14 protein-coding genes are annotated in these 17,543 nt (G+C 50.2%); 7 read left to right on the top strand and 7 right to left on the bottom strand.

The features are described 5' to 3' along the window. Positions 1–21: 21 nt before the first annotated feature. The 6 genes from A3709_RS11265 to A3709_RS11240 all read left to right on the top strand — a co-directional run bounded on the left by A3709_RS11265 (position 22) and on the right by A3709_RS11240 (position 8,347). Positions 22–2,187: a DNA topoisomerase gene (locus A3709_RS11265; protein ID WP_066054420.1), complete on the top strand. Its 2,166-nt coding sequence runs from the start codon at positions 22–24 to the stop codon at positions 2,185–2,187. A gap of 160 nt (positions 2,188–2,347) precedes the next feature. Then, entirely contained in the window at positions 2,348–2,818 is a 471-nt protein-coding gene (locus tag A3709_RS11260; RefSeq protein WP_066054418.1) for a hypothetical protein, read from the top strand. A 4-nt stretch (positions 2,819–2,822) separates the two neighbouring features. Continuing rightward, positions 2,823–3,635: a hypothetical protein gene (locus A3709_RS11255; protein ID WP_156507699.1), complete on the top strand. Its 813-nt coding sequence runs from the start codon at positions 2,823–2,825 to the stop codon at positions 3,633–3,635. Positions 3,636–3,637: 2 nt separating this feature from the next. Further along, the gene (locus A3709_RS11250; protein ID WP_066054414.1) at positions 3,638–4,285 is read left to right on the top strand and encodes a hypothetical protein; all 648 of its coding nucleotides are present in this window, start codon (positions 3,638–3,640) and stop codon (positions 4,283–4,285) included. 3 nt (positions 4,286–4,288) lie between these two features. Next, positions 4,289–5,683 (top strand): hypothetical protein, encoded by a 1,395-nt coding sequence (locus A3709_RS11245; protein ID WP_066054411.1) that lies wholly within the window; start codon positions 4,289–4,291, stop codon positions 5,681–5,683. Positions 5,684–5,908: 225 nt separating this feature from the next. Then, positions 5,909–8,347 (top strand): type IV secretory system conjugative DNA transfer family protein, encoded by a 2,439-nt coding sequence (locus tag A3709_RS11240; RefSeq protein ID WP_231871167.1) that lies wholly within the window; start codon positions 5,909–5,911, stop codon positions 8,345–8,347. Between the two features lie 53 nt (positions 8,348–8,400). On the opposite strand, the gene A3709_RS11235 is transcribed toward A3709_RS11240, so the two are convergent. The 7 genes from A3709_RS11235 to A3709_RS11205 all read right to left on the bottom strand — a co-directional run bounded on the left by A3709_RS11235 (position 8,401) and on the right by A3709_RS11205 (position 15,004). Next, entirely contained in the window at positions 8,401–8,586 is a 186-nt protein-coding gene (locus tag A3709_RS11235; protein WP_066054408.1) for an Rmf/CrpP family protein, read from the bottom strand. A gap of 240 nt (positions 8,587–8,826) precedes the next feature. Further along, positions 8,827–10,389, bottom strand: coding sequence for a hypothetical protein (locus tag A3709_RS11230; protein ID WP_066054406.1), 1,563 nt, complete (start codon positions 10,387–10,389; stop codon positions 8,827–8,829). Between the two features lie 105 nt (positions 10,390–10,494). Further along, positions 10,495–11,601 (bottom strand): hypothetical protein, encoded by a 1,107-nt coding sequence (locus A3709_RS11225; protein ID WP_066054404.1) that lies wholly within the window; start codon positions 11,599–11,601, stop codon positions 10,495–10,497. Beyond that, the gene (locus A3709_RS11220) at positions 11,598–12,299 is read right to left on the bottom strand and encodes a hypothetical protein (protein WP_156507698.1); all 702 of its coding nucleotides are present in this window, start codon (positions 12,297–12,299) and stop codon (positions 11,598–11,600) included. Before A3709_RS11220 ends, A3709_RS11225 begins: the two co-directional genes overlap by 4 nt. Positions 12,300–12,625: 326 nt before the next feature. Then, complete coding sequence (locus tag A3709_RS11215) at positions 12,626–13,678, bottom strand: hypothetical protein (RefSeq protein ID WP_066054402.1); 1,053 nt, start codon at positions 13,676–13,678, stop codon at positions 12,626–12,628. After that, a complete protein-coding gene (locus A3709_RS11210; protein WP_066054401.1) occupies positions 13,675–14,412 on the bottom strand; it encodes a hypothetical protein in 738 nt (245 codons plus the stop codon). Before A3709_RS11210 ends, A3709_RS11215 begins: the two co-directional genes overlap by 4 nt. Beyond that, entirely contained in the window at positions 14,402–15,004 is a 603-nt protein-coding gene (locus A3709_RS11205; RefSeq protein ID WP_156507697.1) for a hypothetical protein, read from the bottom strand. The genes A3709_RS11210 and A3709_RS11205 overlap by 11 nt, the downstream gene beginning before the upstream one ends. A 112-nt stretch (positions 15,005–15,116) precedes the next feature. Between A3709_RS11205 and A3709_RS11200 the strand changes: the two genes are divergently transcribed. Beyond that, positions 15,117–17,516 carry a DotA/TraY family protein gene (locus A3709_RS11200; RefSeq protein WP_156507696.1) on the top strand — a complete coding sequence of 800 codons (2,400 nt, stop codon included), beginning with the start codon at positions 15,117–15,119 and terminating at the stop codon, positions 17,514–17,516. Positions 17,517–17,543: the final 27 nt, after the last annotated feature.

Genomic DNA, 17,543 nt, shown 5'->3' with positions numbered 1-17,543 from the left:
TAAAGCGGCATCGAGGAGCCTATGGATTTATACATTGCTGAAAAACCGAAGCTGGGCAAACTAATAGCAAGACACCTCTCCGATATGACTGGCGAGGCTGCTAAATCACAAGCCGGTTTTATACAAGGGAGAACATGGACCGTTTCGTGGTGCTTTGGCCATCTGTTCGAACTTTCGCCACCAGAAGATTATAACGACGAGTGGAAAGAATGGAGCATCGCCACTCTCCCAATCGTCCCGGGTTCGTTCTCACATCGTCTAATCCCTGGAAAAGAAAAGCAGTTTCAAACTATCAAGAAATTGGCGTCCAAGGCTTCTACGATATTTCACTGTGGTGACCCTGACAAGGAGGGCCAGTATCTCGTCGATATCGTTATCGAAAAGCTCGGGGGATCTCGAGACGTAAAACGGATTTGGTTGAACGACCTAAGTGATGAGGGATTGCCTCGGCTATTGAGTAGTCCGGAGATCAACTCCGACTACCTTGCGATACGTCACTCAGCCGAGGAAAGAGCCATAGCAAACTGGCTCGTAGGTTTAAACTTCACACGAGCTTACACTGTATACGCTCAGGAACAGGGTCATCAAAAGGTTATCTCGCAAGGTAGTGTGCAGTCGCCAACGCTTGGGCTGATACACAACCGTTGTAAGGAGATTGAACAGTTTAAAGCCGAAGAGCATTACGGCGTGAAAACGCTCATAGAAACTCAAGACAGCGCTCAGTTCGTGGCGAGATGGGTTCCTGGAGAGAATCTCGTCGATGACAACGGCAGGGTCTTAAATAAGCGCTCCGCGGCTAGCGTTTTATCCAAGCTTCAGCATGCGCCAATGATGGTTGTAGACACAACCTCTGAAGAAAAAAGTGAAAGCGCCCCATTGCCACATAGTCTTCCATCTCTTCAGGTAGAAGCAGGCAAGCGCCTTAAGATAGGCGTCAAGAAAACATTACAAATAACGCAGTATCTTTATGAAACACTCGGATTGGTCACATATCCGAGGACGCAGTGCACGTATCTGTTTGAAGGCGACTTTGCGCTATCTCCCTCCATAATCGCCAACATCAGTGAATTCTTGTCAATAGCGCCCGATACACTAGCGGACATTTCTATTATGCCGCGTTGTTATTCTGACAAGCGTTCAAAAGATGCCGCGCACACTGCGATTGTACCCACCGTGAGAAAGCCGTCGAGCGATATATTTGACTCAATTAACAGTACAGACCTGACCGCCATCAAGGCCACTAAGGATGAGGTGCGAGGTGTCTATGAGTTGGTCGCAATGCGTTTTCTGCGGAACTTTATGCCCGCACACAGGTACCGTGCGAAGACGGTTTTCCTTGAGTGCGAAGGCGAGAGCTTTAAAGGTACTGGGCGAGACGTAGATACTGAAGGGTGGAAAAGATTTGGCTTGAATCAAGCGGACGAAGATATAAGTAAAGACGATGCTGCTGAAGAGTCCTCGTTTATACCCGACTTAACGCCGGGAGAGTCTGTAACAGCGAAGGAAACAGAATTAACGTCAAACTTAACGAGCCCCCCCCAGTATTACACAGAACACAGTCTCATTGAGGCAATGAACAATATTGCTAAATATGTAACGGATGAGCGACTAAAGCAGGTCTTGCAGGAAAACGATGGTATAGGAACGCCAGCTTCGCAGGCAGATATTATTGAGAAGCTGTTCCTCCGTGACTACGTCGAAAAGCGTAAAGGCAAGATACATATCACCGATCTTGGCATCGAAACCTACGCAGAAACCCGGCCACAGCTACAGGATGCGACTCTTGCTGCTACATGGGAGCTCGCCCTTACGCGCATGCAATCGGGGGATTACAGCCCCGAGCAATTCCGCCGCAATGTGATCAGCTGGCTCCAACAAGAGTTACAAGCCATTAAGGCCTCGCCGCCAAAGTTCAATATCAAAGTCCTGCCAGAGCAACACTGTTCCTGTGGTGGCATATTTCACCAACGAAAACGCAAGGCGGGTAAAGGGGTTTATTGGGTATGTGCCCAATGTCGCATGTTTAGGCCCGATGACCATGGAAAGCCTGTGCAACCGATCCAACGGGATGGCGAAGCGTGTCCGAAGTGTGGCGAGGGCAAATTAGTCACCTTCAAAAAGCGTAAAGGCAAGGATCCGTACTATTTGCGGTGCAACGCGAAGGATTGTGACCACGTGGAGTGGTGAGAGGGAGAACGAAATGAAGAGAATACAGCCTCTGGCAGTGATTTCGTACTGCCCTAACTGTGAAGCAGAGTTGCGAATAGAACCGGTAAGTAGCCAGACCCACTCCTCGTGTAGTACGCCTGGGTGTCGGTATATCGAGCCCCCAGGCAATGCCCACGCAATGACAATACTGGCGCGATGCATCCATGAATTCTGCAACGACCACAAAATACAGCAGATCAATTTCCAGCAAGAACACGGCCTTGAAGCAAAGCTGCTCGCCTATCCAAACGGGCTGATGCCTTTGCTCGCAGATTACGCGAGTGATCGGTTATACCAGCTTGGGTTCGAGACCAGCACCGGACTTCGCAATATAAATGATCGAGAGGGTCTGCTTAGCAGGCGTACTGTTTTTGAATCCCCACAAGCGATTTCTAATCTTATGCTAACAGTAAACCTAGTAGTCGGTGCGGTTGATTGTGCGCTTACAGTATCTCGCGACCGAGGACTTGAAAACGGGAGGATTAGCCTGGACTACCTTGCAACGCAGCCAACCAATCCCGCCGGCGGTCAGTTCATAGACGCATCCACAGATCTCGTTCAGGCAATGTTCAACGCTGCGACACAAAAAAACCGCCAAAAAATGGGCTGACAGTATGGACCCAGCAGCACAAATAATTGCTCAAATGTCAGGCGGCTCTCCATCCAGCAGTATGGGGCAGGAGAACCAACAGCCTCAAGACGGCCGTCTTATCAACGGGGTAAAAACACTTACCCCATTCTACGCCGCAGTCACAGCGACAGGAACACCGCGCGTAGGGCAACATCTGAAGGAGCTTATTGATACGGCGAGGGATATCAATCGCGAGGTGCTGAAAAAATTCGCGGACACAGGAATCGACCTTAACGCGATTGAGAGAGCTTCCATGGTGGGCCTGGTCAACAGGTCTATTTGTGAAATGTGGGTAGAAGACGAAGATTTAAGTCCTGGCCTAGCCGATACGTTTTTCGACGCTGGCATGGCTATCGGTATCGCCGGCGAAACAATTACGTGTCCAGAAATGATGCTGTCAAGTGTTGATATTGCTCTGGATGCATATATCTGTTCATCGCTTTTCGCGCCAATGCTGCTTCGCCTCGGTCGGGAAGAACTACAATATACCGTCACAGATTCGGTCAGGACGATACGTGGTGCCGTGAGCGAGGCCCTTGAATGCCTTATTCCGGCTGTCGCAGATGAGGTCGATCAGGCCGAGGTTGAATATGCGTTGCTGCTCGCATCTGCTGACATTTACCGTGCCTGTTGGGACGCGATGGATAAGGAGTTTGCACGAGAAGCCAGGCTTGCGGTTGCAGACAACCGCGAGCCAGCCGCGGCAGACTATTCACAAATAAGCCACCGATATGCGGAGACGTTTAACGCATTCATAAACGTGTTGCTCATTACTGTCAAAACGGAGGCATCTTAGGGATGTTGCAAGATTACGATGTGACAGTTGTCGACCATGACGAGAGCGGTAAAGCTACAAACACTGAAGTTGTTCACGTTCGCGCAAGCAGCCTTGAGGAGGCTGAGCGAAAGGCGCTGAGCGTGCGTGCGCTTCAGGCTGATAGGAAAGCTGTAGTCTCAGAAATGCGCGACCTCGCACGCGGTAAGGGGTGGCGGATACTTCCGCGGCTCCCGACACTACGATCACGTTACTACAAGCCGTTCCAGCTCACCAGACAGTGGCTCACTGAGCTTCGCGATACAGCGGATAACAAAAGTCAGGGTTTGGGCAGTTCAGAAATCTCTTCACACTACACTTCAGATCAACTCTCCAAGTTCCAGTCCGTCGCCTTGATGACGATGACGCTGACGGCGTCGCTCGTTCCGGTTGGCGTGTTGATACTTGCCATTGGGTTGCGTGAGATTTCAGTAGATACATCTCCTTTAGGATATTTTAATCCCTACGTCGGGACCGGATTATTTTTTATCGCGATTGGCGTTACCCGCACACTAACAACTATCAGACACCAGAAGTTAATGAAACGGCTAAAAACAACGCCTGCGGTCGGGGCTGATCAGGAAAACACTCAAGCCAAAACGCCCAACGCAAGCCAAGAAAAGGGGCAGTAACAGGTGGCAGGCGCAGGCAATAACGACAATTATGATCCCATAATGGCGGGTGCAGTATGGGCCGGGGCCGTCGGGCTTTTGCTTGTACTAATTTGGTTTTTAGGACACACATTCTTGTCGTCTATTGCGCTCGATATCGTACGCTGGCTAGATCCAGTGATTGGCAAAGTCTCAACGACCTTATACTTCGCAATGCGGGACTACACAGGGGTATATACAGGCCGCATCCTCAATGTGATCATTCCGGTGGATTATTACAACTGGAATGAGCTTGAGGAGTATCGCAGATGGTTATACACAGTCCCCGCGGAGGACGTGACCTTTGGCCAATTCCTCACCCTAAACGGAACTGCCGTTATATTATTCCGCCCCCTACTTCCGTTTCTGTTCATTTATCTTTGGGTTCGCGTTGGAACGTACACTACAGGCCATCAGTATCGAAGAAGGCTGGACGTACATGACTTGATTGCTATTGCAAAAGAGAACAACCCCGTGATAAAGCCCGCATTCCGGCAAGATCTCTTGCGCGCTCATCCAGATGAAGGCCCTTTCGCGCGCGAAGCCAGCCCCATCCGAACATGCATAATCAATCATCTAATCACTGCGCGAGAGAAAAACATTCTAGGGAATTTCAAAAAGGAGACGTTCGTACCGACGTTTTCTGCTGAATTAAATGGCATGCAGGTGCCAGGAGAGGACGGGCTCAAGTACCGGTACATCAGAGATAACCTTCGCAAGGACATTTCAAAGCTCCACGGGTGTTGCGAATACAGGCCGGAGGCTGCGAATGAGTTATGGCTGAGACAATTGGGGCCTCTGTGGACCGGAATCGAAAACCTTGAAGAACACGAGGCTGCGCTTTTCATAATTTGGTGCGCGTTCGGGTTAATGATGGATCGCACGGCTAAGCGGTTCATCGACCAGTTTGCGGGAAGCTGGATGCCTCGTGAATCAGATGCTTCGGGGGGTGCGAATATCGATACAACCGGAATATGGGAGCTTTGGGAAGAGATACGGCATCACGAAGAAATAATTGAGCTGCAGCAGAAGCACGCATATGTCTCAACAATGTTGGTCGGCGCCCTTGTTTTTGGAAGAAGCAAGGGAAAGCTACCCCCAGCAGAATTCTTGTGGTTGAAGCCAGAGAATAGAGTCGTCTGGTACGCATTACACCAGGAAGGGGGCGAGTGCACGTGGTCTGAGGCAAACGGAATAAGATCCCACTATGTGGCGGAAGTTAACGCGCAAGGAGCGGTGTACGAACCGTATGTGACCTCTGCCCAGGAGGCAATGTTGAAGTACATTCGCGACGAAGAGGGCTGGATACACATGGTCGAGGATGAATATGAAACAGAGAGTGATGCAGGTCAATCTAGCGATCAATACGACTTGGCCTAGAAAAACATGACTGCACAGCAAAGAGCACCGGACAAGCAACACCAGGTCGAACGAAGGTTCCTCTATCAGGATCCGAGATCGTCCTGGTCGCAATTTATGTCCACGCTTCCAGATCCGATTGTCGCTAGAATCATCATCGGACTGCTGACCGCTGTGGCAATAGTATACCCACCGATAACGCTCTCGTGCCTATTTCTCGTTGCGATAGTGTGTCTGTACGTGAAAATGGCAAAGATAAATAAGATATTGCCATTGCGCCTTCCGGTCGAGTTAGCGCCCAGCCCCGACTACAACACGAGGGACCCAGTAGGGAAACCGGAAAAGGCTGCGGGCACGATATTCTTAGGGAACACACAGCGCGAGAAACAAGAACTCTGGTGTAGTGGCAGCGATATATTAACGCACGGCTTGGTTATCGGGAAAAGTGGTAGTGGTAAGACTGAGACGCTTTTGAGCATTGCCGTCTCCACTGCTTTCTGCAACGGGGCACCCTTGCTCTACGTTGATGCAAAGGCCGCCGTAGGGTTGCTTCTACAGTTTCAGACGTTCGCTCAATATTTTGGGAGGTCAGATGACGTTCGAATAATCAATTATCAGCTCGGAGGCAGGAAAACAAGAGAGCGGCATTGGGAGCGGACATCGAACTCAACAAACCCGTTTGCTCAGGGTACACCCATACAGGCGTCTAACACACTTTTAGGTCTGCTCCCGGCTGCAGGCGGTGACGCACAATACTTCAAAGACAGAGCGATCAGCATATTAAGCGTCTTAATGCCTGCATTGTGCGAGCTTAGAGATAAAGGCGTTCTTAATCTTTATCCAAGCTTACTCTCAGATTTTATTAATCTGAAAAAGACCATAGAGCTCTCAAAGAACATCATCATTGTTCCGGGAGATGACACGGACTATAGCCACGTTACCCTGTCCAAGGGTGTCGTGAAGAGCATCAGCATGTTCCTTAGTGCACTGCCAGGATATGATCCGGACAGGCCCGCTGGAGAGCAGCCGGAAGAAGTTACCAAGCAGTTTGGCTTCGCTGAGGGGTATTTCAGTCGCTCCTTAACAAACTTATCAGGCCAGTACGGACATATATTCCAAACCGAACTCGGAGAAGCAGATTTCCGCGACGTCATAATGAACAACCGTATTCTCATCGTTGCGATCCCCGGTTCAGAGACGATGCCAGAGGAAACGGCTGCGCTAGGTAAGGTGGTGCTAGCTGCGATTAGGACTGCATGCGCGATTGGGTTAGGCGCCAAATCAGAAGGAGAGATTAGTACAATTCTTGGGGCGCTCCCGATCGACTTGGCCAGACCCTCAACGATCATTGTCGACGAAATGGCCGAGGTGGCTGTGGAGGGGTTCAGTACAATTTTAACCCAGGGGCGCGGTTTGGGCGTGAGTTGCTACATCGGCAATCAGGATCTCGCAGGCTTAAAAAAGGCTTCTGAGATTGAAGCCCAACAGATGTTCGGAAACACCAATTATAAGTATCTCATGACCCTGAGTGATGCGGAAGAAACATTCGAGGCATTCAGGAAATATGCCGGGCAAATTGAGGTAACTCAGTCGAGCGGGTGGGAGCACGCATCAGACAGCGTAGTTGATGTCCACAAACATACTTTCAACGCGAGCATTACAAGAGTAGACGCTATCGACGTCAATGATCTCAAAGCGCAAGGCAAGGGCGAAGCTCATCTCTTCCAGGCAGACAATATCCACAGGATAAATACCTTCTACCATGGACTGTCGGACAAGGAGTACATCAAGGACTATAGATACAATAGAATGCTGAAGCTGCGCCCTCCTCCTCAGCAAGATATTGACAGAATGAAATTGCAAGTAATGCTAGCGCAGTCGTTGGAGTGGGCGCTTAGAGGAAATAAGTACGACTGCGTTGAAAAGCCAGCCGGGCTCGCTGATTTCAGTGATAGTGTCCAGGAATTCTTTGCCGCCTCTGTAGAGAACGGCGACTCTGAACGATGGGCCATTCTAGCGGCGGCGAAAATTGCCGACGACAACGTGGGAGATGTTTGCGGTTCTAAAGGAAGCGAAGATGCAGTAAAGGACGAATCTCAGCAGCAAGAAGCATCAGGGCATGCCACCAACACTGCAATCCAGACGAAAAACTCGCCCCTCACGAAAAGCGAAAGTCGTGCGGCCGGCGACACCTCAACGCATATTACGGATATGCTGGATTCGATGTTTAGCACAGATATCGAAAACGATACCGAGAAAGAAGCGGCATACACAGACAGCGATACTCAATCAGACTCTCGCTCTAAACACGACGGGAACTTCGCTGCTTCGGGTGCCGCTGGACAATCAACAGAAACGACGGTCGGGGAAGATCGGCCGCACAAGCATCCTGATGCGCAAGGGACGGCGCCCGTAGGCGCATCTGATGCTTCGTGGATTTTTTCTCATTCGACCAGTAACAAACCTATCGGTGAACCTCGAAGGCTTTATGAATCACTGGTGAGTGGAGGCTCGCGTGCGGGGCTGACTACTGAAGAGGCGTCAGCGACGTCTCAACGTATTATGTCGGACATTGAAAGTTCGATGACATACCCCACAAAGCCGGTCGCCAAAACAACAGAGCGAGAGGTAGATAAGCTTTTGTCGCTCATCAGAAAGGCGCACGATGCGAGTTTGGAAGATTGATAGAAGCTTGTGGTTGAGTAATAAAGTTGTTAACTGAGTAATAAAGTAGTTAATTACATTGGTATGCCAAGCAAGTTGCACGTAACTCTCTCTGTATGTTCTTCTTCAGCCTGCTGATACCCGTTAACCCAATCTATTCTGGCCTGACACCCTTCATTATATGGACAGTCAGAGTCTTTTAAGTCATTCTCAAACGCTAAAAAACCTTCGCTATAAGCGATTCCCTTAGCCTCATTCATAATGTTCATCTCCGAAGTTAACTACTTTATTACTCAAAACCACTTAGATTCTTTGGCCTCAATACCAATAAGTCCATCGAGTTAACTACTTTATTTTTTTAGCTGGTATTGGATCATCAGTCTTTCAGTAGCTTAGCCATTCTGTAGTTAACAACTTTGTTCCACTCCCACAAAGCTAGCAGCCTGCGCTGTTAGAGACCGCCCACCAATATAGCTAATTGAGCGGCGTGTTAAGAGGTGTTAGCCGGGCGCCATATCTTTTGTTTTCCTAGAAAAGAATCCGGAAATGATATTGCCAAACCCTGTCTTGAATCGTTCTGTCCATTGTAGCAGGCTGTTCTTGACCTCTTCGGCAGCGTCTCCTTTGATGCCAGAGGTATCGATTATTCGTCCCATTTTTTCATCCATACCTGCCCCCCACCGACCGATCATTTCGTCAATCTTGGCCTGGGTATCGGAAAGATGACCAAAATCCTGTGACAGATCATCAAGACGAGATTTTAATCCGACAAACTCGTTCGAGCGCTTCATGTTGTCAACAGAGGCGGCCAACGACCTCTCTAGCATCCCAACTGCTTTATCAGGCGCATTTATCATTACTTCAGAAGAATGCATGTCATTGATCGTGTTGAGAGCGTCATCCAACCGCTTGTCCGAGCAGGCCGTCATATCAGCCTCAATACGGGCGATCATCCGGTCCCGCATTGCACCATCGAACTCATGCACCTCTTTGCTCGTTACCGTCCGGTAGATGCGCGCCAACCCAGATCCCAGCGCCCGTATACCATCAGCTATCGTTTCAACAAACGCAGCGCCACCTGTTAGCTGCTGCTGTTCAGGCTGCGTCTCCCTGGGAGGTTTCGCAGCATCAGGTGGGTCAGATTGAGGCAGCTGGTTTTCAAGATCTTCTAAGCTACTGGCCTCCTCTTCCTCTACATCTGGGAACATATCCTGCTCAGGTGCATTTGGATGTTCTTCATCCGAGAGGATGGCCGAGTCATCGAGACCACGCTCCTCCTCCCATTGAGGCAAAGGTTCGTGCTGCTCGTATGGAGGGACATCGTCGTATGCTGGGCCGATAAAAGCCTTGTCCTCTGAGGTGATATCGTTCTCTAAGGTAGGACCTAGCGGGTCCCACTGATCATTCGCTGCCACACTTGACGCGTTAACGCCGTCTTGCACATCAGCAGCGAGATTCGGCTCGCTTGTCCTGTGGTCATTAATATCTACAACGTTCGCGGTCGGAGGTTCCGTATTTGCGAACTCGTCCTGAGTCTCTCCCATTTGAAAATCAGGAATCTCAGCATTCATCAGCGCGTCATCGCCAAATGAAGAGGTATCCAGCTCGAAATCATCACCCTTCAGCTCAGCAATCTTGCTGCCTACGAGGTCTCTCTGTTCGTTGGGAAGATTCTGTGTCTCTAAAACCTTGGAAAGAACATCGCCCCCTAGCAATGGGTTCTTTAACAATGCATCGGTGATCGAGGCGTGGTCACGCCCCAGGGCGAGAGACACCAAAGCGGGATCATTGCCTACAAGCGGATGCTTAGCTGCCGCAGCAGCGATATCGATGTCATCGCTTTGAAGACATTCCAGCACCGCTACGCTATCAGTGACTCTATCCAGCACCGCCGCCACATCAGAAGAGCTAAAGTCATCAGACAAAATCATTGCTCGAAGCTCGTCAGCCTCAATTGGCGTGTCAACCTCGGCAAAAAGATCCGCGCTTTCGCCTACGTGCGCAGAAACGCTTCGCTCGGCACTTTTTTCTTTGATGTCAGTATCTATGTCCTGTTCATCCATGGTGAACACCCAATAAAATCTTCATAGGATATTATCACGCGGCAGCTGAAGTATTGGTGTACACATACACTAAATACGTGAATATGGCTCTTTATTTATACTTTTTCAGTCTGCCGCCGCTAATTGCAGGGCCTTCATAGAAAGCCTCATAGTCAGCAGGTTGTAGCTATGCTCTCTCAGAGCCAATTCCTCAGCCTGGAGTAGCACTTGCTCTCTCCACAGTCCGGTCAGGTTGCTGGCGTATATGCGGTGGGACCAGAACGGGCCATACAGCCTCGTTCTGGGAGTCCCGTACAAAATATAAGCGTACGAACTCGTATACATCGAAGGCCGGGCATTCATCTCTTGAACCACCCCCCCCGGTCCTTCTTGCAAGTAAAGGATGCTGTCAGGGAGATACTGGAAGTCAACATAGGTTGAAAATATATCTATTAAGGTGCGCGCGGCAACCCTCCGTACAGCGAGTGCGTTTTTATCCGCAACGTAGTCCGCGGTCGAGCCTATCGCAGATTGGGGCGAAGCGGGGCTCGTGAGAAGGCGAACTGTATCCTTTAAGCGACTGAACACATCACCTTGCCAACAATCAGAGTCGCACTGGAAATCTACTGACAGCCTCGTTTCACCCTCAACAGCAGATGTAGAGAAAAATGCATTGGCAATCTCTGACGCACTCAACGGGTCTGTAACACTAAGAAGGTCTTCAGAACTGCTAGTTTGCGACCGGTTTCTTGATTCATCAAAACCGTCACTAACATAGCGATAAATTCCGTCAGCGAACCATTCCGTGTCATACTCGTGGTATCGCCTGTACCAATCGTCGGGCGTGACCACTGCAGACGGCCCGTACGATGTATGCCGATAATCCCTGTCAATGTAAAGTAGATCATTTCTGCTCAGCGGGTTCATCTGTAGGGCATTGATTACTGTTGCGCCGAATGCCTTCCACAGCTCTAATTCTTCGACGGAAAGAACGTTTACATCATCTGAAATAGGTGCTGCGAAACCTGTCAGAGTGTCTCGTCTCTTCTGTTCCTCAGCAAGTCTGGTACGTTGCAGTTCGCCGAGTTCCTCGACCCACGTCGCGCCGTAGGCGACAAAGGCTCTTCCGGAACAACCGGCGTCACACGTTGGCTGGCATGACTCCCAAGCCAAAGCCCCCCTACTGCTAAACAAAAGCAGCACAGCCAAAGTCAGTATACCCAGTGATTTCATCTACGCGCCGTGGCAGCGGCCATGAGTACAGCTTGTAGCTCTCGTTGTTCGGCAACCTGAGCTTCAAGCGATGCAGCCTCGCTGTCTAAGTAAGCGATTTCAGACAATGCAAATCGTTTATTCCCGGTCTTAATGCGCCTTATAAAGTCGACTTTGCCAAGACGGTCGATGGCTGGATTAGTAAAGTAGGTACGGTTCGCCACGATTTTTGATATCACCGAATACGCCAATGGGGTAAAGAGTGACCCTCCAAGCTCCGCCCGCGGATCATTAGGAGAAATCATCAGCGTCATCATCTTCATATAGTCAATGGCACCATTCAAGGAAAGCAGCCCTGCAATAGGGTCAGTGTTGTTTGATCGTGTCAGCTGAAAAACCTGCTCCGTGTCGGCAAGCAATTGCTCGCGCCAACGCGTCTCTCCACCACTTTTCCTTTTATTGTCTCGGTCGAAATACAAGGTGTTGAATCTTTCAGTCCACTCCTGGGCAACTTCTTCAGCTTGCTGGGCTACAATTTTTAGATCTCGTGCGCGGCTCTCCGCATAAGGGCAATTGCAACTGAACCCCTGGCCTGCAGCGCTGTATTCATAATCGATCATCAGAGAATTTTCAGCGAGAGCACTATTAAATATTGCATCGACCGTGAGCGAAGCAAACTGCTGAATTAGAGAAGACTCTTGAGCGAGTGAAAGTTGCAAGCCCGTGGTGACGCTTTTTGCTATCCCACTAATGCCCGAAGAGTAAGAAGCCCCGTAACCGGCAATAGAGTCTCGCGGAGGCCGAAGGGGAGGTATAACAACGCCGTTATAGGCTGTCAGCCCGAAGACGGTGCTAAGCTGGAAACGAAAAACTGCAGGCGCTGCGCACGTTGCGTCGCACGGCGGGCCAACCGTTTCATTTGGGCAAGGGCACGGCGAACCTGAACAGATGCAGCATCCACCAGGCCGAGCTGCTATTTCTATCTGCGAATAGGCTAATCCCGGGGAAAGGAAAGCGATAAGCAGTAAAATCGCTCGCGCAAACTTCATTGCGTGTCCCGAGCCAAATCCATGGCCATCATCATAGTCATCTGCTCTTCGCGCTGAACCTGCCTTGCGAGCATTGCGTTCCTAACGGCGCTTAGGATGACCGATTCGCGCATTAACCCAGTACGATTGAGAATCCTTAGATCGTTGTACCATGAGTTAGAAACAAGGCGACCATGAGCTTCATCATGAAGAAAAGCGCGCCAGCTGATTTTCCCATCCTCCACCGGAGGCGTATTTGCATACGTATGCGGCCAATTCGTGTTGTCGCGCTGTATTGATGGCTGGCTTTCGGCTAAGGTTTCGGCTAAAACGCCAAACGCAAACATTTTCGCAGCCACATCCCTTCGTCTCTGCAGTTCGTAATTTGCTGCAGCGTCAGACGTTTTCCATTCTTCGTCGAGCATTGGGGTTTTCGGATCAGGCTCTATGGCAATCATCAATTGATCCATAACGCTCTTTGACTCGCCCAGCGTTAATTGCCGCTTGGTAATCATGCTAGAAATGTCAACGCCATCATTGTCGTACGCCAGGGCCGCCTCTAAGAGAGAAGTTGCGCTTCGCGAACTCGATGCATTTATGTGGTCGCGCATCTTCCGCTGTGCCTCTGCAAGCACCTCGCGCTGCTCTGCCCACGCGGTCTTCAGGTAAGGAGCCCTTTCAGCATGCACATTCAATGACAAGGGTTGTGCGTTTTCTCCATAGTCGTATTCAACACGGTGAGCGTCTAGCTGCAGAGGCTGCTTGTCGATAGCATCAATTATCTTAAGCGTCAGGTCTTTAAAGAGCGCCTCCCGTGCAATCCCAGTCTTCTCGAATTCGGTCGCAATTGATATGGCCGCAGAGCCGATTGTTTGCTCTAATAAAGTGGTTTGTATCAGGAGGTTATTCCGCGTAGCTGTTAATGCGGCACTGATTGCGTCATTCGCGCTATCGACGGCGCCCTCTATGCATCTGTCACAGCCAGTTTGTGCTGCCGAATGGTGAGGAGCAAATGCCGCACAAACAAGTACAGCAGTAGTCGCGATTGTCTTACCTAATATGTTTCTCATGGGGTATCTCCATCGGCTTCAGCATCGCGCTCGGTACCGCTGTTGCCAGGCTCGAAATAATTTGAAATTCCTCGGAACATTCCCGGCTTAGGCGTAACAGGCTGGTCGTCTGCGAAGTCGCCAGGTCCTCCCGTCTGTTGTAGCGGCTGACTTGCGCCGATGTCCCCGGCCTGCGGCGTGGGATCGACGCTTTCGTAAGGAGAAGGCCCGGCCCGGTTTTCAAGAACAGATGGAGGTAGGGGCTGCACGGGCACGCGATCAATGTAATCTTGAGCATTGATATTCAAATCAAGCAGATACTGTTCAACGATATTGCTGGGTCGCTGCAGTAGGTTATTAAGCTGCCGGGTTTGATCGTTCACCCAATCTGTGGCAGCGGTACAAGCGAAATCAAGTATTTCATCCTTAATGCGTTCGATCGCTCCCGCAATAAGTCCAGACAGATCAAACGTCAGTATTGACGTGTCTATTGAGCGCAAACGGCTCAGACAATCATCTATGTAAGAAAAATCAACGTCCGTCTGGTATGGCTCTGCCACATCCTGAGCGCGCAGCCTTAGATTGCGTTTAAGCTCCAAGATCATTTCCTGCTGCTGAATCGTAATATTCCCGCAACCGACCTCAGAGCAACGCTGTGCGCTCGCAGGCTGGATGATGAACATCAGTATCCAACAAAACATGAGTAACGCTTTGCGTGACAGAATCGTGCCACTGCAACCATTTTCAAGCTTCACGCAAACCTCCGTGTGCTTCTGTTACCCTGGCGAGTATGGAAGCAAAGTATTCGATTTTATCTTGGTGGAAAAGCTCAGATATGATCGAGAATCGGTACAACATCACGATCCGATCTCTATATATCCTCCCATCATCATCAGCATCACCGTCCTCAGAAACATTCTGCACTGCTCGTACGAAAGCATTCAGCATTGAACCCGGCCGCCTTTCTTCGAGTTGCGTACAAAGATAGATAGCGGTTGGCGCTGGCAGCCTAGAGGTTAATGATAGGAAATCATCTGTATTAGCCAGAAGCGTGTCGATGCCCCGGTCATCTAGAACGCGACCCATTCTGATCAGTTCATCCTGGACGAGCTCATCATCATGAATCGACCATGGTTCTCGCTCACCCAAAGCCTGGAGAAAATTCATAATCCATGGAGCGCGAGCTTCCCAAGATTCTTCGACTGCGGTTGGCCTGAGATCAATCATTTTGGATGCTATAAATTGTGTTCCGTAATGATTCCACTGCGCCCGCTGATAGACAACGATTATCGTCGCTTTTGCATTTTTTCTCCGGATCAGTCGTGGATATTTTGTTGAGCGGCTCATAAATTAACGTATACACAGAAAAACAAGCGGTTTGCGGTTACTTTCCCAAAAGCTGCGATTTCTCTTCATCTGAGTCCCGAAACTATATAAATTTGTTACAGGGAGCCTGTACGTGGATCGAGAAATGCTTCGTTTATTACAGTTTATTACGCTAGTTCTGGTGCTAGGATGCGGCTGCAGCTTTAACGCTTTTGCTCAGCCGGCAACACCTCCTCAAGACCCACAGCCTACAGCCCAAGAAATGACGGAAGTAGCTCCCGACGATCTTTCCGTTGAACTACTCACTCGCATGTTTGGCTCAGTAACCAACATCGGTTTAGATGTCGGGGCAATTCCTGAGACGCCGGACTCTCTTATTGGCACGTTACTGGAGATCGTCTCAACACTTTGCCTTTATTTCGTATTTATCATCGTGACATGGCTTTCCGTAGTCGGCCTAGTCAATACCGGCGCTGATGGTGAGGTGCTCGGCAAGTCTTACTCGACGGAGTGGATACCGCTAAGGTTGCTGACGTCTGTCGCGCTGCTTTTCCCTGTGGCCGGTGGATTTAATTCGATCCAAATCGCGATTCTTTGGATAGCTATGCAGGGTGTTGGTGGCGCAAATTATGTATGGAACGCTGCCCTAGAATATACGCAAGAGAACAGAGTACTTGTTGCGGCGTCCACGGCGGACGATGCAGAAGAGGCCGCTGCCACGATGTTTCGCGGCTCTATGTGTGCACACGGGATAAATGTTTCTCATGGAATGACAGATTGTGCAAACGGTCCAGGCGAAGACTGCGCTATTGCGATAGACAAGATCAATCGCGACTCAACGAAGAATATACGCCGCCAGGGGAATGGCAGAGTAAATTACACTCCCGCTAACCTCTTTGACACGTGGGGAGCCAACTATTCCGGAGAGGACCGGGGTTTTGCTGCAGTCGCCGCGAGCGGCTTTCTTTCCACGTTTGGGTTCGGCACCAGGCGAGTAAACTACCCGTCCACAGCCTGTGGAGGTTGGACAGTCGAAACATACAAGCCCGAGGAGGGCCCAGAGCGTGGGCCAGCCGAAGACTATTATAAGTCTCTCCAAGACGGGCTTTTCGAAATGCAAGAGGAGATGGATACCATTGCGAAAGGTGTCGTCAATAGCTCAAACAATAGGGGCAGTATTAATCCTGAGCTCACCGCTGGAGAGATCTATGACTCGATTGCGGCCTACAAAACAAAACACCTCGCTGCACAAGAAGCATTGCGGGTAGCGCTGAGCGACATAGACATCTCAGCAGAAACCAAGACTAATCCTCGCGCTGGCGGGTGGATTACTGCCGGTGCCTATTACAATATATTCGCCAGGGCGTCTAAACAATACTACAGAATAGCCGAGATAGATGTAGCAACCGAAAAACCACGAGGCGTCGAAGATAATGACGATTATGCTGACAAGTACGCACCACTGAGCCGCGCAGTACTTAACGCAGCAGCGTCATCTGACCTGATGCGGTCCAGGGTGGCCGAGGGGCAGTCGATGGTGTTATTTACAGACTCCGAGACAACAGACAGCGAGGCGGTGCTAGAGACTGGCCTGAGCTTTCTTATGGATGCGCTCAATGAAACCGAAAACTCCCCCGACCCTGTTGCAGCAGCCTCGTCATGGGCAAGAGCAGGCATCAACTGGGGCTCATGGATGTGGCTCGCTCTCAAAGGAATAGAAGGGGCATTAGAAGTCGCCACCGCAGCAAAAGAGACAATAGCCGGGGACGTGGCAAATAAAATCACGGGCTGGGGCATGGTTGTAGCAGGGTTGCAGGCCGCTCTTGATACAGCACTTACTTGGTTTACAGCTATCGCGTTATTTAGCCTGCCTTTTCTTGGCGCGTTGGCATATTACCTACCGCTTATACCCTTCATATACTGGACTATTGCAGTCGTTGGTTGGGTAACGATGCTGTTTGAGAGCCTGGTGGCAGGCTCATTCTGGGCGGTTACATTTGCAACGCCTGATGGCACTGGGCCTATCTCAGAGAGAGCTAAAGCCGGCTTTTTGATAATACTCACTGTCTTCCTGAAGCCAATCACCATGATAATTGCGCTCATCGGCACGATTTATATTATGCAGTTCGCTATGTCCATTTATTTTCTTGCGTTCATCCCTGCGCTGCGCGACTCGATCGGGACATCATTTTCATCTTTCTTCCAACTGGCGGCTACGATCGCGATATTTGCGATCGTTGTTGTCACAACTGCACACAGAGTATATGAGCTGATACCCGAATCGGCAGATCGAGTATTCAGGTTTGTTGGCAACTCCAGAGAGATGCTAGGGGAGCAACAAGTCGAGGGCGCCTCCAGAACAGCGTTTGGAGCGGCTGCTGGTGCCGGAGCAGCGGCCGCTGGTGCCGACCAGGGGTCTATGCGACTGAGAAATAACAATCGGAGACGTGGCCCTAAAGGGGGAAGCGAGGGGGCCGGAGATGGGGCGGCTGGCAAAGGAAAATCCAATTCGGATCAACAACTGGACAGTTGATAAGCAGAGCCTTGTTGCTGCTAGCGT

It is taken from the genome of Halioglobus sp. HI00S01, assembly GCF_001635445.1.
Classification (GTDB): Bacteria; Pseudomonadota; Gammaproteobacteria; order Pseudomonadales; family Halieaceae; genus Halioglobus; species Halioglobus japonicus.
This window is presented reverse-complemented; position numbering and strand designations above follow the sequence as displayed.